Origin of the sequence: Sporosarcina sp. P19 (assembly GCF_002743165.1) — a bacterium.
In the GTDB taxonomy this organism is placed as follows: Bacteria; Bacillota; Bacilli; order Bacillales_A; family Planococcaceae; genus Sporosarcina; species Sporosarcina ureae.
This window is the reverse complement of the sequence record NZ_PDYR01000007.1, coordinates 109,739-131,193: the sequence shown is the minus strand read 5'-3', so window position 1 is coordinate 131,193 and position 21,455 is coordinate 109,739. Positions and strand designations below refer to the sequence as shown.

At 38.8% G+C, this 21,455-nt stretch carries 26 protein-coding genes; 8 read left to right on the top strand and 18 right to left on the bottom strand.

What is annotated here, in order from left to right:
• The first annotated feature begins 93 nt into the window (after window positions 1–93).
• Window positions 94–309, top strand: a complete 216-nt coding sequence (gene tatA / locus CSV74_RS09620; protein WP_099691474.1) for a twin-arginine translocase TatA/TatE family subunit — start codon at window positions 94–96, stop codon at window positions 307–309.
• A 57-nt stretch (window positions 310–366) separates the two neighbouring features.
• Here tatA and CSV74_RS09615 read toward each other — a convergent pair whose 3' ends face one another.
• A complete protein-coding gene (locus CSV74_RS09615; protein ID WP_099691473.1) occupies window positions 367–1,302 on the bottom strand; it encodes a LysR family transcriptional regulator in 936 nt (311 codons plus the stop codon).
• A gap of 122 nt (window positions 1,303–1,424) precedes the next feature.
• Between CSV74_RS09615 and CSV74_RS09610 the strand changes: the two genes are divergently transcribed.
• Window positions 1,425–2,135, top strand: coding sequence for a YczE/YyaS/YitT family protein (locus tag CSV74_RS09610; RefSeq protein ID WP_099691472.1), 711 nt, complete (start codon window positions 1,425–1,427; stop codon window positions 2,133–2,135).
• A gap of 131 nt (window positions 2,136–2,266) precedes the next feature.
• Here the strand turns inward: CSV74_RS09610 and CSV74_RS17130 are convergent, their stop codons facing one another.
• The 3 genes from CSV74_RS17130 to CSV74_RS09595 form a co-directional block, all read right to left on the bottom strand.
• A complete protein-coding gene (locus tag CSV74_RS17130) occupies window positions 2,267–3,049 on the bottom strand; it encodes an ASCH domain-containing protein (RefSeq protein ID WP_099691471.1) in 783 nt (260 codons plus the stop codon).
• Window positions 3,050–3,285: 236 nt separating this feature from the next.
• On the bottom strand, window positions 3,286–3,822 hold the full coding sequence (locus CSV74_RS09600) for an acyl-CoA thioesterase (protein ID WP_099691470.1): 537 nt from the start codon (window positions 3,820–3,822) through the stop codon (window positions 3,286–3,288).
• Between the two features lie 145 nt (window positions 3,823–3,967).
• A complete protein-coding gene (locus tag CSV74_RS09595; RefSeq protein WP_099691469.1) occupies window positions 3,968–4,789 on the bottom strand; it encodes a Cof-type HAD-IIB family hydrolase in 822 nt (273 codons plus the stop codon).
• Window positions 4,790–4,982: 193 nt separating this feature from the next.
• On the opposite strand from CSV74_RS09595, the gene CSV74_RS09590 reads away from it, so the two are divergent.
• Together CSV74_RS09590 and CSV74_RS09585 are read left to right on the top strand one after the other, a co-directional pair.
• Complete coding sequence (locus CSV74_RS09590) at window positions 4,983–5,774, top strand: class II aldolase/adducin family protein (protein ID WP_099691468.1); 792 nt, start codon at window positions 4,983–4,985, stop codon at window positions 5,772–5,774.
• 49 nt (window positions 5,775–5,823) lie between these two features.
• Window positions 5,824–6,570, top strand: a complete 747-nt coding sequence (locus CSV74_RS09585; RefSeq protein WP_099691467.1) for an AAA family ATPase — start codon at window positions 5,824–5,826, stop codon at window positions 6,568–6,570.
• A 52-nt stretch (window positions 6,571–6,622) separates the two neighbouring features.
• On the opposite strand, the gene CSV74_RS16635 is transcribed toward CSV74_RS09585, so the two are convergent.
• Complete coding sequence (locus tag CSV74_RS16635; RefSeq protein WP_158231780.1) at window positions 6,623–6,769, bottom strand: hypothetical protein; 147 nt, start codon at window positions 6,767–6,769, stop codon at window positions 6,623–6,625.
• Window positions 6,770–6,897: 128 nt separating this feature from the next.
• On the opposite strand from CSV74_RS16635, the gene CSV74_RS09580 reads away from it, so the two are divergent.
• Window positions 6,898–7,089 carry a hypothetical protein gene (locus CSV74_RS09580; protein WP_029054200.1) on the top strand — a complete coding sequence of 64 codons (192 nt, stop codon included), beginning with the start codon at window positions 6,898–6,900 and terminating at the stop codon, window positions 7,087–7,089.
• Window positions 7,090–7,225: 136 nt separating this feature from the next.
• Here the strand turns inward: CSV74_RS09580 and CSV74_RS09575 are convergent, their stop codons facing one another.
• The 6 genes from CSV74_RS09575 to CSV74_RS09550 all read right to left on the bottom strand — a co-directional run bounded on the left by CSV74_RS09575 (window position 7,226) and on the right by CSV74_RS09550 (window position 11,695).
• The gene (locus CSV74_RS09575; RefSeq protein WP_099691466.1) at window positions 7,226–7,738 is read right to left on the bottom strand and encodes a YcxB family protein; all 513 of its coding nucleotides are present in this window, start codon (window positions 7,736–7,738) and stop codon (window positions 7,226–7,228) included.
• Window positions 7,722–8,312 (bottom strand): histidine phosphatase family protein, encoded by a 591-nt coding sequence (locus tag CSV74_RS09570; RefSeq protein WP_029054202.1) that lies wholly within the window; start codon window positions 8,310–8,312, stop codon window positions 7,722–7,724. The genes CSV74_RS09575 and CSV74_RS09570 overlap by 17 nt, the downstream gene beginning before the upstream one ends.
• Window positions 8,313–8,323: 11 nt before the next feature.
• Complete coding sequence (locus CSV74_RS09565; protein WP_099691465.1) at window positions 8,324–9,496, bottom strand: MFS transporter; 1,173 nt, start codon at window positions 9,494–9,496, stop codon at window positions 8,324–8,326.
• Between the two features lie 96 nt (window positions 9,497–9,592).
• The gene (msrA, locus tag CSV74_RS09560; RefSeq protein ID WP_369823705.1) at window positions 9,593–10,258 is read right to left on the bottom strand and encodes a peptide-methionine (S)-S-oxide reductase MsrA; all 666 of its coding nucleotides are present in this window, start codon (window positions 10,256–10,258) and stop codon (window positions 9,593–9,595) included.
• Window positions 10,259–10,360: 102 nt separating this feature from the next.
• A complete protein-coding gene (locus CSV74_RS09555; protein WP_099691464.1) occupies window positions 10,361–10,903 on the bottom strand; it encodes a GNAT family N-acetyltransferase in 543 nt (180 codons plus the stop codon).
• A 153-nt stretch (window positions 10,904–11,056) separates the two neighbouring features.
• On the bottom strand, window positions 11,057–11,695 hold the full coding sequence (locus CSV74_RS09550; protein ID WP_233190865.1) for a pentapeptide repeat-containing protein: 639 nt from the start codon (window positions 11,693–11,695) through the stop codon (window positions 11,057–11,059).
• 80 nt (window positions 11,696–11,775) lie between these two features.
• Between CSV74_RS09550 and CSV74_RS09545 the strand changes: the two genes are divergently transcribed.
• On the top strand, window positions 11,776–12,264 hold the full coding sequence (locus tag CSV74_RS09545) for a DinB family protein (RefSeq protein WP_099691462.1): 489 nt from the start codon (window positions 11,776–11,778) through the stop codon (window positions 12,262–12,264).
• A gap of 45 nt (window positions 12,265–12,309) precedes the next feature.
• On the opposite strand, the gene ytvA is transcribed toward CSV74_RS09545, so the two are convergent.
• The 6 genes from ytvA to CSV74_RS09515 form a co-directional block, all read right to left on the bottom strand.
• Window positions 12,310–13,092: a YtvA family blue-light photoreceptor gene (gene ytvA, locus CSV74_RS09540; protein ID WP_143560760.1), complete on the bottom strand. Its 783-nt coding sequence runs from the start codon at window positions 13,090–13,092 to the stop codon at window positions 12,310–12,312.
• Window positions 13,093–13,234: 142 nt separating this feature from the next.
• Window positions 13,235–14,167: an ABC transporter ATP-binding protein gene (locus tag CSV74_RS09535; RefSeq protein ID WP_099691460.1), complete on the bottom strand. Its 933-nt coding sequence runs from the start codon at window positions 14,165–14,167 to the stop codon at window positions 13,235–13,237.
• Window positions 14,167–15,231, bottom strand: coding sequence for an ABC transporter ATP-binding protein (locus CSV74_RS09530; RefSeq protein ID WP_099691459.1), 1,065 nt, complete (start codon window positions 15,229–15,231; stop codon window positions 14,167–14,169). Before CSV74_RS09530 ends, CSV74_RS09535 begins: the two co-directional genes overlap by 1 nt.
• A gap of 15 nt (window positions 15,232–15,246) precedes the next feature.
• On the bottom strand, window positions 15,247–16,272 hold the full coding sequence (opp3C, locus tag CSV74_RS09525) for an oligopeptide ABC transporter permease (RefSeq protein WP_099691458.1): 1,026 nt from the start codon (window positions 16,270–16,272) through the stop codon (window positions 15,247–15,249).
• Window positions 16,272–17,204: an oligopeptide ABC transporter permease gene (gene opp3b / locus CSV74_RS09520; RefSeq protein WP_029054212.1), complete on the bottom strand. Its 933-nt coding sequence runs from the start codon at window positions 17,202–17,204 to the stop codon at window positions 16,272–16,274. Before opp3b ends, opp3C begins: the two co-directional genes overlap by 1 nt.
• A gap of 170 nt (window positions 17,205–17,374) precedes the next feature.
• Window positions 17,375–19,111, bottom strand: a complete 1,737-nt coding sequence (locus CSV74_RS09515; protein WP_099691457.1) for a peptide ABC transporter substrate-binding protein — start codon at window positions 19,109–19,111, stop codon at window positions 17,375–17,377.
• Between the two features lie 190 nt (window positions 19,112–19,301).
• Between CSV74_RS09515 and CSV74_RS09510 the strand changes: the two genes are divergently transcribed.
• Complete coding sequence (locus CSV74_RS09510; protein WP_029054214.1) at window positions 19,302–19,646, top strand: DUF3899 domain-containing protein; 345 nt, start codon at window positions 19,302–19,304, stop codon at window positions 19,644–19,646.
• Window positions 19,647–19,754: 108 nt separating this feature from the next.
• Here the strand turns inward: CSV74_RS09510 and CSV74_RS09505 are convergent, their stop codons facing one another.
• Window positions 19,755–20,312: a YusW family protein gene (locus CSV74_RS09505; RefSeq protein WP_029054215.1), complete on the bottom strand. Its 558-nt coding sequence runs from the start codon at window positions 20,310–20,312 to the stop codon at window positions 19,755–19,757.
• Window positions 20,313–20,428: 116 nt separating this feature from the next.
• Between CSV74_RS09505 and CSV74_RS09500 the strand changes: the two genes are divergently transcribed.
• Entirely contained in the window at window positions 20,429–21,325 is an 897-nt protein-coding gene (locus CSV74_RS09500) for a catalase (protein WP_099691456.1), read from the top strand.
• Window positions 21,326–21,455 lie beyond the last annotated feature (130 nt).

Sequence of the window (21,455 nt, the reverse complement as noted above, 5' to 3'; positions counted from 1 at the left end):
ATTTAAATCCTTAAATAGTGTTTTATGAGATCAAATATAGGTTATGATGTAAAGAGGACTACATTTTTTAAAGCTACGAGAGGAGGAATCGCTATGAACTTAGCCGCAATTGGAGTACCTGGCTTAATTATTATTTTAGTGATTATTTTAATTTTGTTCGGACCCCGTAAATTACCCGAAATTGGTTCAGCAGTAGGAAAAACGTTGTCTGAATTCAAGAAATCGGCAAAGGACATTATGGATGACGATGATGATGAGCCCAAGAAAATAGAAGTGCAAAAAGTAGATACGAAAGAACAAGTGAAATAACAATTTACACAAAAAATCCAATCACGTATGTGATTGGATTTTTACGTATTATGGTCTTTACCTACAGTCATAATCGCACCATATGGATTGCTGCCAGTCATGGGTAATGTCGGTACGTATAGAATCTACTAACTCCCAAAAATGAGATGTCGCTTTAGAAACTCGTTCACCCTTCGTCTTAATCATGACTGGCTCAACACGGAAATCAAATTGCTTTAATTCATAGATCTTTAATTGTTCCATTGGTACCGCATAAGCTACTCGTGGAATAATAGAATAGCCTAAACCTTTACTAACCATTGCGATTACGGTGGTCAGATCCTTGCTCTCCATTACAATGTCTGGAATAGTATGTGCTTCTTGAAAAGCTTTTAGGATGTTTTCATAATACGAATGGCCTTCCATTGCAGCAAGCATTATAAAAGGATGCTCGGCAAGATCTTGAAATGTAACATGCTCGGATGAAAAAATATCTCCCCAGCTCCGCGGACACACTACCACATATTCCTGTTGTTTTAACGCCAATACATCGCAGTGTGCACTATGTTCCAGTCGCAATAACAAAGCGACTTCAATTTCTTTATGATCCAGCTTCCTCAGCAATTCCTCGGAATTCCCTTTTTCAATACTGATTTTGACATCCGGAAACTGTTTACGATATATGCTGACGTAGTCGACGAGCAGATTTAAACAGGCAGACGAAACACCAATACGCAATGTTCCTGCACTCCCTTTTTCAATTTCTTCGATTTGTCTCTTCACATCATCCAAGCTAAGAAGTATTTTTTTTGCATATTGATACAGAATATGCCCTGTTTCTGTTAGCTCCCATTTTTGTCGATAGCGATGAATCAACGTTGTACCAAGCTCCATCTCTAGCTTTTTCAATTGTTGACTGAGTGGTGGCTGAGCTATGTGCAGATTGAGGGCAGCTTTCGAAATACTTTCCTGATCTACAATTTCCTTGAAATAATGAAGCTGTTTAATATCCATGATTTTCACTCCGTTATACACTATTTCATATGTCATATTTCACTATTATATATTATTTATATCTCACTTTACATGATAAAATTAATTGTGTTAGATAACGAAAGCAGAGGTTTTTCTTACATATGAATACTATTTCCAAACGACTTACCCTGTATGTAATAGGGTTATTTTTATTATCACTAGGCGTTAGCTTCTCCATACAGGCTAACCTTGGAGTTTCTCCTGTTTCATCATTAGCTTACGCTATCTCCCTCACATCCGGATTAACGATAGGGATCACGACAATACTTGCAAATATCTTATTTGTTTTCATGCAGATTCTTTTGAATACAAAACGTGTTGGATTACGTGAATTTGTTGTTCAATTAGTTATCGTATTCCTATTTGGTGTTTTTATGGATTTGACATTGGCCATCATACAATTACTTCCTGCTCCTGAAACATTAGTAGGTAAGTATTTATTTTTATTGATAAGTTTTTATATTATATCAGCTGGATTGTTAGCCTATTTTTCAGCCAAATTACCCTTAATGCCTTATGATGCATTAACCTACGTTGTGAGTGACCGCTTTAATATGAAATTTGGCAAGGCGAAAGTCTCCAGTGATTTAGTAAACGTCGCACTTGCGGGTATTGTTTGCTTAGTATTTATTAACTCACTTGGAGCCATCGGGATCGGAACCATTCTAGCTGCATACTTTATTGGGAAAATTCTCGGTAATATCATGCCTCGTTTTCAGCCACTACTTCAGAGCTGGGTGTATAAAAGTAGAGATAATGTAACAGTAGAAGAAATAGAGGTAGTTGAACCTATTCAGCAAAAAAAATTATGAACAAAAAGAGATGCTGAATGCCGTAACAAACCGGCCTCGGCATCCCCTACCCCTACAAACAGAAGGATTTATTTGCACTCAATTTTTGCTATGGATATTTACTGTTAGCTCAATAACTCCCCATGACTAGCTTAATTCTTATATAATAATTTAAAAGTCTCACAAACTACTGGCATTTCATAATGAAAATATAGATTTACTTCTTTTAATTCATTCGTGAAAAAATCTTCGTGAACTTCTTGCCAATAACGCAATGAACGATCACCTTCACCTTCCAAATACGCATGTTCTTCTGTCACTTTATTAAAAGGCACTACTTTTACTGAAATAGTCTCCACGACTGCGACTGCCATTCCCTTGCCGTCAAGAATGATATTATGAAGACCTACCATCGGTAATGGTTCATTTTCTAATTCATAGAGTCTATAGTTAGATGAAGTCGCTGTTTTAGTTCCCTTCACTACCAATTCTGCAAGTTCATCCGCCATTTGTTTTGAATTACCGAAAGACCAGGCTTCATACTGTTTAGGTGCATCGGGATGAATTTCCTTAAATTCTTTCCAGATTCGTTCAATTGATTCCTGACTAACGTATTCTTTCCATGCGGTTATTCCGCCTTCCAATATAGTAACATTGTAATCTCTACTAGAAAGTATATTTGCACATGTAGTTGCAGAATTTCCTGTTGTGCAGGTAATAATCATTTCTTTATTTTTCGGTAACTGTGGAATCACTTTCTCCATTTCATCTTCTAACGAAAAAATCTCTGTTTTCGGCATATTTATATCTTTTACCGTATTCGCTTCGATATGAAAATGGTTATATTTATCCTCAGCACGTACATCTACAAGTACAAGTGCTTCCTCGGTTTTTATTTTCCTGAACAATTCCTCTGCAGTAATCGTTTTAACCATAAACGAATCATCTCCTTACTTCTACTATGATACCTCTCATTATAGCTGTAACTAACTATATTTTGATACGTGAAGCTGTTTATGTAGTTGAATATATTTTATAACAATAAAAAGATAGGTATCCTCCAAGAAAACTAATTAGAGAACGTCCTATCTATTCGTAGTATGTAACAAAGTATTGAGTTTTATACATCTTTTTATAAAAATACTCAGTCAAACGTAGTTGACTGAGTATTTTATGCATGAACTTGCGCCGGATCATGCCACGGATAGTTATTCGTTAATACTGTGGCCAAATCTTTACTTTGCTGTTTACGCATGATACGAATTTCCGCTCGCTGTGGTGCAGTTTCATGTAAATATATTTCTTCTTCTGTTTCAGGAATAACACGTGGAACCGTTAGTGGCTTTTTATTTTCATCCAATGCAACAAATGTTAACAATGAGGTGGCCGCAATTTTACAACTACCAGTTGCCAAATCTTCCGCAATAACTTTCACAAAGATTTCCATGGAAGATTTTCCAGTCCAAGTCACGTATGACTCAAAGCAGACTGAATCGGAAGGACGGATTGGATACAGAAAGTCAACGGAATCCATAGATGCCGTAACACAATCTGCTCTGCTGTGCCGAGCTGCTGAAATCGATGCAATTTGATCAATATCGCTCATTAAACGTCCGCCAAACAATGTATTATGGTTGTTTACATCATTTGGAAATACCCTGCTCGTTCGTACGACCCTTGATTCCCGACACTGCTTTTCTAGTTTCATTGTAAATATGGCCTCCTCCAAGATGTGAACCAAATTACTCAATAAGTAATTTGAAATATTAAAATATTCCCTTTTTGTATATCATCTAAATATACTCTTCGTTCACATAACTGTCAACAATGAAATCTAATTCACGCCTTTTGACTCACTGCTTAATACGATCATGCAGTAATGGAATATCTTTTTCCTTTAGTAAACCTACTTTGATTAAGCCTTTCATAATACCATCATCTGAACAAGATGCAGTGATGAAATCTGCTACCTCTTTTAATTCCGGTATGGCATTCTCCATCGCTACCCCGATACCTACCGTCTCGATCATTTGCATGTCATTCGCACCATCTCCAAATGCATAGCTGTTTTCAATAGGTATATTCATGTGTTCTAGCATTTTTTGAATACCAATCGCCTTGGAAGCCCCTTCCGGCAACATATCCACCGAATTTTCATCCCATCTTATAAAGGAATAATCCTTGAATAACTCCATGTACTTTTCCGTTTCTTTAGGAGTGGAGTAAATTTGTACTTGATTCACGTCAGAATGAGAATATACTTCAGGATCTACAGGGGGATAAGGTATTTTTAAACGTGCGGTTCCCTCTTGAACAAGTGGATGTTCTTTTACGTTCGTCACGAATGACTCAAACGTGGAGTATGTCAATCCATGCCCTTGTTTATGTGCATAATCGGTAAGTTGTTGTATAACCTCAGGCTTCATAGGATTCGAGTAAATTATCTCTCCATCCAATACCACATGCTGTCCATTCATGGAAATATAGGAATCAAACGATAGTTCTTCTAGTAACCATTTGAACATAAGTGGTGCCCTACCAGTACAAATAACAGTGTATATGCCTTTGTCCCTCAATGCCGCGAGTGATTGTTTCGTCGAGTCTAAAATTGTTTTGTCATGATTCATTAATGTTCCATCTAAATCAAAGAACACGATCTTTTGATCTTGATTCATTTTACATACTCCTTTCATTACTCGTTGTCTACCATGTAGTCTATCAATTACTCATCACATATGCTGTGAAGTTGCTTAAAATGCCAATATACAAGCACTAAACACAACATACTGCATTTGATATTTTCGTAATGGCAAGTTATTCTTGTTATAGAGCATATTTATTTATTAAGAATAGATGGAGGGTTATTTAATGAATTTCAGCGAAGAACGTGTACGCGGAGAGAACGTAACCGATTATTTACAATATCCAATATTTTCGACTCTTGATGAAGAGCGTCAACATAATAAACAACGATTAGCAGGTGCGTTTCGCCTGTTTGCTCGTTTCGGTTTTACAGAAGGTGTAGCAGGTCACGCGACATATCGTGATCCAGAATTCAAAGATCATATGTGGGTTAATCCGTATGGCATACCTTTCGCTAAGATTAAAGCATCCGATCTCGTCTTGGTAAATCCGGGCGGTGAAGTGGTTGAGGGGAAATATTCTCTCCATAAATCTGCCCTAGTTATTCACTCTGCTATTCACGAAGCCAGACCCGACGTCATTGCTTCAGTTCACTTGCATCCAGTATACGGAAAAACATGGGCGTCGACAGGTAGACTAATTGATCCGTTGACACAAGATGCTTGTGCATTTTACAATGATCACTCTGTATTGGATGAGTTTTCTGGTGTTGTGTATGAGGAAAATGAAGGGGTAAAAGTTGCAAACGCATTAGCACATAACAAAGCGATATTTCTAAAGAATCATGGCCCATTAACGGTTGGACAAACTGTTGATGCTGCTGCATTTTGGTTTATTACGCTGGAACGTTCTTGCCAAGTTCAATTACTAGCAGAAGCTGCCGGCATTGTAAGTCCGATTCCTCCCGAGCATGCTGCGAGCACCGCTAAACAAGTTGGTAGAGATATTGATGGTTGGGAAAATTTCCAACCGCTATGGGAAAATATTGTGAGCGAAGAACCTGACCTGTTGGACTGATTTCATTACGTAATAATCTTTTAAAAGCCATAGAGAAAAGAGGTATCATATGTATTCAGACCAATTCATACGTGGAATGCGTTTGAAGCGTGATCAAGTTCCTTCATTTGAAGACTATCCATTTCATTTGCCCAGTATCAATACGCTGACCGAGCTTGACTTTCATCCGAACGTGACATTTTTTGTCGGAGAGAATGGTATGGGAAAGTCGACTTTACTTGAGGCTATTGCCGTTGCCTTTGGTTTCAATCCTGAAGGTGGTTCACTGAACTTCAACTTTTCTACTTATGATTCCCATTCCATATTGGATGAATATATTACGCTCATCAAAGGCGTCATCCGACCGACCGATGGATTCTTTTTGCGTGCTGAAACTTTCTACAATTTAGCATCGACAATTGAAGAGTTAGATAGTGCAGAAGGTCCTAGTCCTAGGATTATAGATGGCTACGGGGGGACTTCATTACATGAACAGTCCCATGGCGAATCATTTTGGGCGACTTTCATTCATCGCTTTAGAGGGAATGGCATTTACTTACTGGATGAGCCAGAAGCAGCTTTATCACCAATGCGTCAACTATCCATGTTAAGCAGAATCCACGATTTAGTTGGTGAAGGCTCACAGTTCATGATTGCAACACACTCCCCCCTTCTACTATCTTATCCAGGCGCAAAAATCATCGAGTTTTCTGATGAAGGTGCGCAAGAAACGACGCTGGAAGAAACAAGTCATTACCAAATTATGAAGCAGTTTTTTTATGATAAGGACCGTATGTTACATTATTTGCTAAAATAAATGAATAGGATGAAAAAGCGATTATTTCCGCGGAAATAATCGCTTTTAAACTTTATTTATTTTTCTTTTTCACTTGTTCCCTTGCATCTTTCTTTATTTCTTCTACCTGTTCTTCAGCTTTTTTTGCTGCATCGTTAGCTACTTTTGCTGAACTCTTATCATGATCATCTTTAGGTGTATCTGCATAACTCTTTGTCATTTTCCACACTCCCGTCTAATTTATATAACTTTATTATTCCCAAGAACTACGAAATAAAAACACGCATTTTAAATTCCTTGTTTTTTCATGATACAATGAGGGTAGAACTTAAGAAAGGTGGACTACTTGTGTCGAAGAAATTGGCTATGTATTTGTCCATGCTTGTAATCGGCTTTACATTTTTATTTTTAGCGATTTTTCTCGATTTACCTGAAAAATTGAAATGGTTATTTTTAGCGATCGCAATCATATTAAATGTTACGTGCGCGATAGCTGCGATGAGAATTGGCTTAAATGAGATGAAACCTAGTAAAAAATAAATATGTTTGTTGCAGAAAGAAGGACTGCCTATGAAGCGTTCTGCTGGCTATCGCATTATACTGCTTATTTCATTTTGGAGATATCGTCGCTTAGGAAAATAAAAAATCAGGGGCTCCGTAGCCTCTGATTTTTTATTTACGCTTTAATCCGCTGTTGAACGTAAGTCTTTAGCCCATCAACGGAGTATACATCTCGCTTCGGAATAATATATGCACTCACCGTACTCGTATATATATAGAAATAATCCGGGTCTTCTATTAGCTGCTTCACACCAGCCCATTGTACCTTTGTTTCACCAACTGCTGTCTGATCTGCTATGCCTGTCTTATTCAGCTTCATAAAATGTTCTCCAACAAGCCCTTCATTCTTACCGCCTTTAAGCATCTTGCTCACTTGTCGTGTAATATGAAAGTAAAAATATTTAGGATAAAAAATTACCCATAATATCGCAGTTAGCCCAAACGTAACAAATAACGGACCTTTCGCCATATCCGTAAAAACAGTTAAAAAATATGCAAACAGTAAAAATATTAGCGGCGATATATACCGCTGCCATTGCAATGAATTTTTACCGACTTTAGAATTCTTCACATGATATAAATTAAACGCTATCACATCTTGTTCCGTTAATTCATAGTGGATTTCCATTTAGTCCTCCCGTTACGTGTAGTGTGTCATTTAACAGCAAGCAACTTTTCTTTTCTATATTGATTATAGTCAATGAAGCGTTATCGATCTTGACTGTATATTTTTCATCTTCCATCAAAGCCACAATCACCCGTTTTATAAAACTACCATGACTTACGACGAGTAGACGTTGATTAGGATTCTCCTGGACCTGTTCATTCACAAATTCAAGACCTCGGGCCACAACATTTTCTCCCGTCTCGAACTGCAAATCTAGTTCTCTCCACTGAGGCCCCCACTTCTGCTGTCGTTCTTGCTCCGTCGTTCCTTCGATCAAACCGCCACTTCGCTCGCGCAGTCGATCGTCTTCCACAACTTCAATCCCCGATTGAGCGGCAATTAAATCTGCGGTCTGTCTAGCACGTGTCATAGGGCTAGTAAATATGAGGTCCCAATTCTCATCCGCCAAGCGCAATGCCAGCTTCTTTACAGTCTCTATACCTTCTTCGTCCAACGGAATATTCGAACTCCCTTGTGCACGTCCTTCTTTATTCCATGCAGTCACACCATGCCGGACAAAACCAATAATCGTCAATTCAATTCCCCCTAGATATTAGGCCTGAAAGATGGCGTTCGTTTAATCCATAGATAATTCAATACTGCGCCAAGTAATAATACAAATGCTCCGAAATAAAACGGATAATCGACATCTACATCAAATAACGCTCCACCGATGATTGGACCGAAGACATTTCCGATACTCGTGAACATCGAGTTCATGCCACCAACAAATCCTTGTTCATTTCCCGCAATTTTCGACAAATAAGAAGTTGCTGCCGGTCGTATCAAGTCAAACCCTACAAAAATAATCATTGTAACAGCCAGTACGGAGAAGTAACTTTGCACGAACGTTGTCAGAAAAACTAAAATGGATGAAAAGATTAAACAAAAAAAGATCAGACGTTTCTCTCCTATCGTTCTCGCAAGCTTGTCGAATAACACTACTTGCGCGACTGCTCCGACCAGACCGCCTCCTGTAATGATGATTGCAATGTCTTTCGGCGTGAATCCAAACTTATGATCAACGAATAAGCTAAAAATCGATTCAAATGAAGCGAGGCCAAAAGATAAAATCAATATAATAATAAAGACGATAAAATAATGACGTGCAAAAATCCGCTTCAACCCAGGTTTAGTTACATCCTCCGCTACCGCTTCTTGATAACGTTCTGGTTCACGTAATGCAATAAAGGAAAAGATCGCCGCAAACAAAGCCAATCCTCCAGCAAAGAAGAAAGGAACCCGAGTACCATATGTCGCTAAAAATCCGCCAACCCCTGGACCTAATATAAATCCGGTAGATATGGCAGCAGACATAAACCCTAATGCCTTTGAACGAGTTTCCATCGTGGTGATATCTGCAATAAAGGCAGTAACAGCCGGCATAATGAAAGCCGCACTAATCCCACCTAAAATCCGGGATGCAAATAGTACGGGCAATGTCTGTCCAATCCCAAACAAGAATTCAGAAGAACTAAAAATGATCAAACCTACGACAATCATCTTTTTTCGACCAAAGGTATCTACCCATCTTCCTGATAGTGGTGAAATAAGCAGTTGGGCCATCGCAAAAGTCGCGACCATATAACCAACCACCGTACCCGATATATGTAATTCATTCATTAATCTTGGCATGACAGGTATGACTAATCCGATTCCTAAAAATGCGATCAGTAAATTGGTTAGTAGCAGACCTAACGTGATGGATTCTTTTTTCATGTACTCTCTCCTACGCTCGTACTAAGTTGATATTGGAATATCATAGCAACCACCGAATGAAGTTACAAGAAGAAAACTTCCAGTATTTCACTGATTTCACCACTTTAATATCATGAACTGCCGAATGAGTTGCTGACGTGCATTTTCAGGTAATGGCCAACTTTCAATTTCAGTCACAATTTGATCACGCGTGCCAAAACCTTTGACAAATCCATTCAATCTTGCCGCAAATGTCGAATTGATAAGCGACTCCTCAGAAGGATATAGCCAATATAACTTATCCAAGACATTCGGATAACGCTTCAAATAATATTTCTGATGGCGGTCTTCAGCTAAAGTAAAATGACCTACAGGGGTAATTTCCGTTTCAATTGGTTCACCAAGCTCTTTCTCCATTTCACTTTTTACTACATCGATTATCAGTTTTTGTTGTTGGTTATGAAAGCGCAATGATGAGACATACTGTTGCCCTTTGTATTGATCACGATTCGGATAGTGATTACGCCAAAAATGAAGAAGTATTTCTTCATAAGAAATACTTGTAGGATCATAATCGATTTCCACCGTTTCAGTATGATCTTCTATCGTCTTATAGGTTGGCGCCACTGTAGTCCCACCTGTGTAACCTACTCGTGTTCTTATGACGCCTTGCAAGCTACCAAAGCGTGCTTCAGGCCCCCAAAAACATCCCATTCCAAATGTTGCAGTTTCTAACTTTCTATTCTTCGTCAGTTCTCTATCCATTTCAGTAGTAGTTAGCAAGACGATCCATCCCTTCATGTTAATTGTACTATACCCGAAATGAAATTATAAAAAACAGAGTCCCGTTTGAGAAGGACCCTGCATGAAATGTATTATGTTTTTTCACTTTTTCCACTCATCTTCTAGCATACCGTATACGATTAAATCATGATAATGATCATATAGAAACTCTCCGTCACGTATGACTCCCTCTTTCTTAAATCCTAATCGCTCAGGAACTGCCTGACTTCTTTTATTCTCCGCAGCACATCGGATTTCTACGCGGTGTAGATTATATTCGTTAAATGCATAGTTGACCAGCGCGGACACTACCGCAGTCATAATTCCTTTTCCCTGATAATCTTGAGCCAGCCAATAGCCAATACTTGTTTGCCTATTTGTATAGTTAACTGAATGGAAGCCTGCAAAACCTGCCAAGTTTCCTTTGTACATAATACCTGCTTGGAACCCATCTTCTTCAGCGAATTGTTGTAACCATGCATTTATGATTGATCCATACTGTTCCGCGTCCGTCATGGAATCAACCCAGGGTAACCACTCACGCAAGTGTTCCCTTGATTCATCCACAAGAGTGAATAATTCTTCTGCATCTTTCTGTCCTACTAGTTTCAGTGAAATATCCTCTGTTACTTGATGTATAAACATAGCATAGCCCCTTTAATAGCCATTATTTTATTTCATGAACATTCACTAATACTCCTACTTTAAGGCTGTTGAAAGAGAAAGAAAGTAATTAGTGATAATAAGTATACGTTATCTTATTTTCCACAAGTATTTTTAGTACCTCATTGTATCGCTTTATTCATCTTGAATATCTAACCCCAACATGGCAGCGAATTGAATCGCTTGTAACGATGATACGACACAACCATCCAAATCTTTCATAGACACTGTCATGCTCTCGAATTTTGAAGTTTTAATTTCTACGCCTTTTAGGGGTGTCTCATCAAAGCTTGCAGAATCCAGATTGCACTTCATAAAATATGTATTTTTTAGTTTACAATCGAAGAAATCTGCATCCTTCACTTGGCAATTATCGAACCGCACTCTCTCCCACCTTGTATGGACATACGCAGAAAGATTGCAAATACACTCCTCAAATAACACATCCGTAAATCGGGCGTTTGTAAAGTTGACACCAAGCATTTTGCAATTATGAAAACTCACTCGGTGAATACTTATACCCGTCAAGTCTGCATTGGAAAAATCACAGTTTTCAAATTGAATATCGGTAGCGAATAGATCTGGTAGAATAGCTCCTTGAAAACTGGAATTTTTAATGAGCATACTTGTTAATTGGGCACGTTCTATTGTTTGCCCATCTATTCGTGAATCGATAATACTTGCATTTTGCAGGAATGGATCTTCCTCGTGTAGTAAGTCTTGTAACTGTACCGGCGTTAAACGACCAGGGATTTTAGGTTGATTTGGCTTCATCATTTGAACTCCTATTCTTCAAGCTTTAAAAAAGATTAATTGTCTAGTCAGTGATACTATGATAAAAAGGGGTGAGGACTGTGGAAATTAATGATCAAGCACGTAAAGAGCTTTTTGCACAAGTAGAACACCTGTCAGATGAAGTGATTAATCGAAAACCAGCTGAAGACAAATGGTCCATTAAACAAATTTTACAGCACCTGTACTTAATGGAAGGTAGTGTCGCTAAAACTATTCAGACCCAGCTTGCTAACGACGGCCAAAGCATCACTACAGTTAAGCCGATTCAACTTACTGTTCATCGTTCTAAAAAAGTAGATGCACCTAATTTCGTGACACCGACTTCAGAATTTTCTACTCTCCATGACTTGAAAATCAAGCTCTCTGCTACTCATTTAACTTTACATGATGTAGCTGAAAACGCACTAGAAGATCAATTAGCAGTGAAGTCCTATCCGCACCCTGTTTTTGGCGAAATGAGCCTTACGCAGTGGATTCCATTTGTAGGCTATCATGAACTGCGCCATATCGAACAAATTAAAGAAGTAAAAGAACAACTCGGTATCTGATAAAGACCTCTACTCTAACTTTTCGTTAGGGTAGAGGTCTTTTCTCTATCGCTGAATATAGTAAATTGCTTGCTGAACACTTGAAAAGGTTTTTAATTTTTGCTGAGGATCTTTAGCTGCCGCTAATTTATGTGCAAGTTCTGGCGAGATGCCTGTAATATAAAGTTGACACCCTATAAGCGTCAGTACTTGCTGTATTTCCAACAACCGATCAATTGAAGTCCCTTGTTGCCAGTATAAACCTGTTATATCAATCATTACATGATCCACTTCATTCGAGTGAACATAATCACTCAATTTTGTAATTAATAGATTAAAACGTTCTTCCGTCATTTGACCAATTAATGACACGGCCGCCAAATTATCGTAAATTCTCATGATAGGTAACAATAGCTGTTCTATTTCATGGTCTTTCGTATGTAGCTCTTCTATTTGTCTGTATTGTACTGAAACATCAGTTTGTGTACCAATATAATAGGGTACTTCGTCAATTATAATTGGACGAATACTAAGTCGATTCCAAAATAATGTACCGTCTTTTTTATAGTTTTTCAAAACGACTGTGATAGGCACTCTTTCTGAAACAGCTTTTCTGATCTTCGATACTGTAGTGGGATCTGTATCTTTGCCTTGAAGAAATCTACAATTACGCCCAAGTGTTTCTTCTTGAGTATACCCCGTCATCGTTTCGAATGTTTTGTTAGCAAAAATTATCGGATTATCCTTTTGCGAAGCATCTGTTACCAGAGCTCCAACTCTACTACCATCGATGACCGCTTCCATCAATTGTCTTTGAACTGTCTCCGTTAATTTCTTTATTTCAAACACACCCTATCGATTCAAATGGTATTTATTATTTCAATACTAGCACAATGTTCGATGAAACGTACATATTATCAGATAAACTGTTGGATTGAATTAGATAAATAGAAAATCCCCCTGACAACTATACAGTCAGAAGGATCATATCTTATACACGTGTAGCTTGCATCTCGGCGAGTTCTTTCTCTGAACATAATACAAAATGTTCAGGAGCAACTTCACGAAATTCCACTTTTTCGTCTGGTCCATATTGATGGTCCTTCGGATTATACGGATGGCGCACACGAGAACGTTCATAAATAGGATCAGGTAACGGAATCGCTGACAGCAAAGATTTTGTATAAGCGTGCATGGGGTTTCGATATAACTCATCCGCTGGAGCCATCTCCACCAATTTACCGAAATACATCACGCCTATACGATCGGAAATGTATTTAACCATCGATAAATCATGAGCGATGAATAAATACGTCAGCCCTTTTTCTTCCTGTAGTTCTTTCAACAAGTTGACGACTTGCGCTTGAATTGAAACATCCAGTGCAGATATCGGCTCATCCGCAATGATAAATTCGGGATCTACAGCTAATGCACGTGCAATTCCAATACGCTGACGCTGACCACCTGAGAACTCATGCGGATAACGCTCAGCATGCTCACGGTTTAAACCAACAGTTTCAAGCAAGTCAATTACTCTTTGTTTACGCTCCGTTTTGCCTTTTACTAGACCATGTATATCTAATCCTTCTGCAATAATATCCAAAACTTTCATACGTGGATTCAAAGAAGCATAAGGGTCTTGGAAAATCATTTGCATCTTTCTATTCAATTCATGATTTTCCTTTTTGCTTTTTGGCGCGTGTACATCTACACCATTGTAGAGAACTTGACCTGCTGTCGCATCATATAATCGGATCATGGTACGTCCTGTTGTCGATTTACCACAACCTGACTCACCTACTAAACCGAATGTTTCTCCGCGCTTAATAGTGAAGCTAATATCATCAATCGCACGGACTTCAGTAGATTTCCCTGCATTAAAATATTGTTTAAGGTTACGCACCTCAATTAAATTGTCTGACATCACACAGTACCTCCTGTCTGATCAACATAGTACCGGCTACCTTTAAATGTTTTCATACGCTCAATAATAAGGGCAGGCGGTTCAACCTGTGGTGCTTGCGGATGCAATAACCATGTCGCCGCGTAATGAGTATCGCTCACTTGGAAGAAAGGCGGTTGCCGCTCCATATCGATTTTCATTGCATACTCACTCCGGAGTGCGAATGCATCCCCCTTTGGTGGATTTAATAAATCAGGCGGTGTACCTGGAATCGCATACAGCTTTTGATCTTCTAAATCCATAGATGGCATTGAGCTTAGTAAGCCCCATGTATAAGGATGTTGTGGATTATAGAAGATTTCATCTACTGTACCGATTTCAACGATTCGGCCACCATACATAACCGCTACTCGGTCGGCAACGTTAGCTACTACACCAAGGTCATGCGTGATAAATATGATAGACGTATCAGTCTTCTTCTGGATGTCTTTCATCAGTTCGAGAATCTGCGCTTGTATCGTGACATCCAGTGCTGTGGTCGGCTCATCCGCAATCAATACTTTCGGATTACATGCAAGCGCAATCGCAATAACGATTCGCTGACGCTGTCCACCAGAAAATTGGTGAGGGTACATCTTGTAACGATTTTCGGCATTCGGTATACCGACCAAATTCAATAGTTCAATCGTCTGCTTACGCGCTTGTGATTTATTCAGCTTTTGGTGTTTCAAGATCGGCTCCATGATTTGTCTTCCAATTGTCATAGTTGGATTTAACGAAGTCATCGGATCCTGGAAGATCATCGAAATATCTTTGCCACGAATCTTTTGCATATCTTTTTCAGGAATTTTCGTTAGATCTTTTCCTTCAAATAGAATTTGACCATTCTTATATTCAGCACTTGATTTAGGCAGGAGTCGCATGATTGATTTCGTCGTTACAGATTTACCCGATCCCGACTCGCCTACAATAGCGAGCGTCTCTCCTTTATACAAATCAAAGTTTACGCCACGAATCGCTTTCACTTCACCTGCAAATGTGTGGAAGGAAAGCTCGAGGTCTTTTACTTCTAATATTTTTGTCAACTTGCTCTCCTCCTCTTAATCTTTCATTTTAGGATCTAGTGCATCGCGTAGTCCGTCACCTATTAAGTTAAATGCAATCATAAGAACGCTGATGACAATGGCTGGGAACAATAGAACGTATGGTTGATTCTCCATCACTTTGTATCCGTCATTGATCAATGTACCTAGTGAAGCAGCTGGTGGCTGGAGGCCGATTCCGATAAAGCTTAAGAACGCTTCAAAGAAAATAGCATTCGGAATCGTGAACATCGTATTAATGATGATAATCCCAAGCATGTTCGGCAATAAGTGTTTCGTAATGATTTTTCCATCCTTAGCGCCTAGCGTGCGTGAAGCCAATACGAATTCCTGTGATTTATATTTCATTGTCTGAGCACGTACAATACGCGACATCCCGATCCAACCAGTTATGGTGATCGCGACAATGATAGCGGCTATCCCGGGGTCCATAATCATAATCATCAAAATAACGACAATTAGCGTAGGAATACCGATTAAGATCTCAACAACCCGTTGCATGATGTCATCTGTCCGTCCACCAAAGTATCCGGAAATCCCTCCGTATGCAACACCTATAACCATATCAATGGCTGCAGCTACGAATGCAATGAATAGCGATACACGAGTCCCTTCCCAAAGTCTTGTAAACAAGTCTCGACCTAGTCCATCCGTACCGAACCAATAATATTCATCCACTTTTTTCATTTCGTATAAATTGACTGTCTTCCCTGCCAGCTTACCATCTCCATCAAAAAGCCCTGTAGCTTCAATACCAGGTATTTTCGGCGGTAAGTTTGCATGGCGTAAGTTTTGCGCGTCACCCGCGTGTCCATTTAAAAGTGGACCGATGAGTGCCATGAGTATAACTAATAAAAGTACGACCATACTGACAATAGCCGCTTTATTTTTACGGAGACCTAACCATGCATCTTGCCAGAAACTTAAACTTGGCTTCTCTATTCGTTCTGCCTGATCCGCGTCGATAGTAATCCGTTCAAAATCTTGTGCGGTTAATTTTTCTTGTTCGATTTCATTGCGCATTATCCTTTACCTCCAGACACACGGATACGCGGATCGATAACTCCGTATAAAATATCCACTATAAAAATAACCAAAATGAGGAAAGCAGAGAACAATAATGTCGTACCCATGATTGTGGCATGGTCATTCGTCATGATCGACGAAACGAATTGCTCACCTATTCCTGGAATAGCAAAAATTTGTTCTACAACGAGTGAACCTGTTACCAAACCAGCTGCGAGTGGTCCGAGAACTGTGATTAAAGGTATTAATGCATTTCGGAAAGCATGTTTGAAAGCAATTTCAAAACCATTGGCACCTTTTGCTTTAGCCAAAATAATGTAATCTGAATTCAATACTTCTATCATCTCAGTCCGTATGAAGCGCGCGGATAGCGCAAGCGGCCCCATAGCGAGTGCAAGCGATGGCAGGACACTAGATTTCCAACCGTCATTCCATAAACCGACTGGTAATAGATGCCATTCTGAAGCGATCCAATACTGTAGCAATGATGCAAATACAAAGGATGGAATGGAAATACCGAGTATCGCTAAAAAGGTGCTTCCGTAATCCCAAAATGTATTATGCTTTAAAGCGGCAAGCATACCTAGTAGGATTCCGACAATAGTCCCGAAGACCATCGCTTGCGCTCCCAAGATTAAAGAAGGTTTTAATCTCGTAGCCAATAAATCGTTGACACTCTTGCCTTTAAATACGAAAGATGTTCCCAAATCACCTTTTGCCAAGTTTTTCATATAAATTGCATATTGCACAGGCTTAGGCTTATCGATTCCATACTTCTTTTCAACAATCGCTTTCTGTGTATCATTCAATTTGTTGTAAGAAGCGATCGGTGAACCTGGCAAAGTTTGCATGAGGAAAAAAGAGGCCGTTGCAATTAAAAACAGCGTTATGAACATATATACTATGCGTTTTCCAATATACTTAACCACGGTACGTTACACCTCCAAAAAAGTTTCTTACTTGCTATGCAAGTAACCACGTGACATTTTTCGACAAGAAATTAAATATTCTAACTATTCACTGTTACTAAAAAGAGAGTATATGGATAGTGATCCCATATACTCTCCCCTATGAAACTTGAATCCTTACAACATTGCGATTATTTACCTGAGATATATGCCCACTTGTAGCTATAGTCTGCGCCAAACGGATGATCTACTAAGCCTTTAAAGTGAGGCTTGTGTAAAAAGATCAAACCACGCTGATAAATTGGTGCAATTGCAGCATCCTCATCAAGTAGAATTTTTTCAGCTTTTGCAAATGCTTCATAACGCTCTTTAGGTTTAAGAGCTAATTCTCCTTTTGAATCTTCAATCAATTTATCGTACTCAGGGTTAGAGTAAGACATTAAGTTGTTCGTACCATCTGTTACGAATAGGTCCAAGAATGAAATCGGATCTTGGAAGTCTGGTCCCCAACCTGATACTTGAATATCATAATCCTGGTTTCCATCTAAATCCAAACGTACAGAGAATGGTACTTCTTTTAATGAAATTGTAAGTCCCTCTAGGTTACCTTCTAATTGGGACTTAAAGTACTCGTCCATTTTCTTAGAAAGCTCAGTGTCTCCACCAAGAATTTCAAGATCAAGAGATTCAACACCTAGTTCTTCAAGACCTTTTTTCCAGTGATCTTGTGCTTCTTCCACGTTGTACTCCAAGTGGTCACCGCTCAACTCACGGAAATCTTTTTCGTTTTCATCAAATGTAAAGTTTGTAGGTACTAGGAAGTTTGCAGGTAATGAACCGTTAGCTAATACTACATCAGCCATATCTTCCTTCTCAAATGATTTAGCGATAGCTTTACGGATGTTCTCGTTCGCAAGTGGCGTTTCTTTTCCATCACGCTCTTGGTTAAACTTAAAGTAGAAAACTGATGTTTCTGGCTGAATAACAGCTTCTTCATCATCACGATATTGCATAGCTAAGTCGCCAGAAACTCCTGCGCGATCTAACTTGCCATCTTGATATAGCTTTACAGCAGTCGCAGAATCTTTAACAACGTTTACATGAATTTCATTAAGTTTTACGTTTTCTGCATCCCAGTAATGTTCATTCTTAACATAAGTCCAGCTATCGCTCGTTCCATCCCAATTAGTTAAAACGAATGGTCCATTTGAAAGAAGGCTATCAGAGTTTGTAGCGTATGCATCTGCCTTAGAAGTTACGAACTCTTCTTTAAGCGGATAGAATGTTCCGAATGACATAAGTGACAAGAAATAAGGTACTGGACGTTCAAGTGTTACTTCAAATGTCTTTTCATCTACAGCTTTAACGCCAAGCTCAGAAACTTTCATTTTTTCTTCAGAGATTGCTGTCGCGTTTTTCACTACACCAGACATCATGAATGGTCCGTAAGGTGAACCCGTCGCTGGGTCAATTGCACGCTGCCATGCATATACGAAATCATCTGCTGTTACAGGTGTTTCATCAGCCCACATAGCGTCGCGAAGTTTGAATGTATAAGTCAATCCATCTTCACTAACTTCTGCTTCTTCAGCAGCCATTGCAGGTTCTGCAATATTTTCTTGGTTTAAACGATATAAACCTTCGTTGATGTTGTTTAATACGTTGAAGCCTACCTGATCTTCTACGATTGATGAGTCAACAGATGGAATAGCTGCAGATTCAGCTAAGTATAGTACTTGCTCAGCATCTGGCTCCCCTTCTTCGTCTTTGGCATGCTGTTTTTCTTCTGGTTCTTCAGTTGCCGCATCCTTGTCCTTGTCGTCCCCGTCTGCTGGCTTTTCTTCGTCTTTCGAACCGCCACATGCAGCTAAGAACATACTTAGCACTAATGTTAGTGCCATCAATAAAAGCCACTTATTGTTCTTCAAATTGTTGACCTCCCCTTTGGTGTTTTTGAAGTACTAGCTTTTTAATTATACAAGAAAAACTTATAAATGTAAACGCTAACAATATTATTATCTTAATTTTAAACTATTATAGAAGATTCTACACATTCTGACTCGTATATTGTATGATAGACAGTAGTTCCAAACTTTATATATGAAAAGAAGGATTTCTATGAAACGTAATATTATTGTATTTCTCATATCTCAATTGATAATTGTTATTTCTGTCTATTCAGTATACGGTAAAATCTCACTACTCGGCTATATTAATGCTTCCTTTTTCGTTAGTGGGTTCCTGCTATTTATTGGTGGGGTTGTGTTTGTAGTCCGAACTGGCTTTTTTGACTTTTTTATGAAGAGTTCGCGCAAAGTATTTGCTAGAAAAGGTCAAAGAGAGGCAATCGAATCAATGCGTGCACCATCCGAAGTACTGTCGGCGAGCCCCGCTTGGGTGTTTCTTGCAGGGATGCCAACCTTCATTTTAATGTTGGTTGCGCTTGTTTTATACTATCTGTAAAAAATCTCGGCACTTCCTTTAAAGGAAATGCCGAGATTTTTAGTTTACTGATATAGTTTATTCCAAGGATACTGAGTCTTTCCATCTTCCATCTTTGCTATGTCGTAATTATTTACGATCTTCTACCTCAAGCTTACTACCGTCATTGAATTTGATTTCCACTTCGAATTTTTCATAATCCGCTTGAAGATTAAAAGCTTTTAGTATGCGATCAATTGCTTCTTGTTGTGAACTGTCTTTTGTCACATCTAGATTTTCCACTTTTGAATAGACATCATCAAATGCTTCCTGACCTTTCAAATAGATTTCATTTAGTTCATCTTCTACTTTGGCTTTAATTGGTTCATTTTGATCTTGTTCAATTTCCGCTTCATACTCTTTGTCTTTCCCGTATGAAACATCTAATTCGATTTCTTTAAATGAAAGCTTATCCATTTCAGCTTGCATATCTCCTGTCGTAGAGTCAGTCGAGGAATCTGTAGTAGTATCCGGTACAGCTTCATCAGTATTTTGATTCGTACCATCAGTAGCCGGCTCTAGCGGTTGCTCCGCCGGTGGATTAACTGCATTAGAATTTTCTTTTGTTTTATCATCTGTCGCATTCGTTCCACATCCTGCCAATGCTAGCGCTATGACTGATGCTCCTGTTATTACTAAACGTTTCATAAAAACATTCCTCCCAATAGACGTTATTACTTTTAATGGTTCCCTGTTTTGCTACTTTCTAAACGGTTAATTCCATTTCATGAAGGGTATGTTGGTAAGTAAAGGAGTGAAATCAAATGAACAATCAGAATCCAATAACGGCTATCGAAGCAATTGATTCAATTGAATCAACGTTCCATACAGAAAACAATTTACGACGTGCGCATTCGACCGGAGTCGCATTTGATGCAATTTTCCAACCATCCGGGGCGGCTGTTCCATGGACAACTGCCGCTCATCTACAGAAAACGGAAGTTCCTGCTGTTGTACGGTTTTCTCACAGTTCTACAAACCCAAATCCAAATGAACGGTTGAGCCCAGTTAAAGGTATGGCCGTGCGCTTTCAATTACCTAATAATACATACACAAATTTGACAATGGTCAATGTACCGATATTCATCAGTAAAACTCCAGAAGCCTTTATTCGTCTGATACAGGCATTCGACTCAAACAGTACATGGTCACAACGAATAGATGCGCTTATGCATAATACAGAGTACAAGACATTTGGTACCATTTTGAAAGAACTGAAACCGTTTCGTAATTTTGAGTCTCTTCATTACTATTCTATTCATGCTTATTTTTTGAAGAACGCTGATCTAGAGAGGCAAGCTGTTCGATTTGAATGGCAACCTCTTACGCAAAATGATGATGCTACTAGCAATTCTATGGAAAATGAACTCATTCATAAAGTGCAACAAGGACATCCTGTACGTTTTCGCTTACTTATGCAATTAGCTGAACGAGGGGATGCAACGGCTGATCCTACCATCGCCTGGCCTGATGATCGAAAGTTAATTGAAGCAGGAATCCTTACATTGCACTCACTTCGTACAGATAACGCAGAGTCCATTGTATTTGATCCAACAGTTACTATAAAAGGTATAGAATGCAGTGATGACCCCGTATTACACTTTCGTTCCGCCGCGTACAATGAATCCGCCAAGCGACGTGGTGCTAATAAAGCCGAGTAATAAATTACCAGATTAACATCATACGAACAACTACAATATAGTATTATTATTACTATTTTCACTAAATAAATTACATTATTAGGGATGACTTGTTTTTGTTTTTTTCCTAGAAAGACTATAATCATTTAGA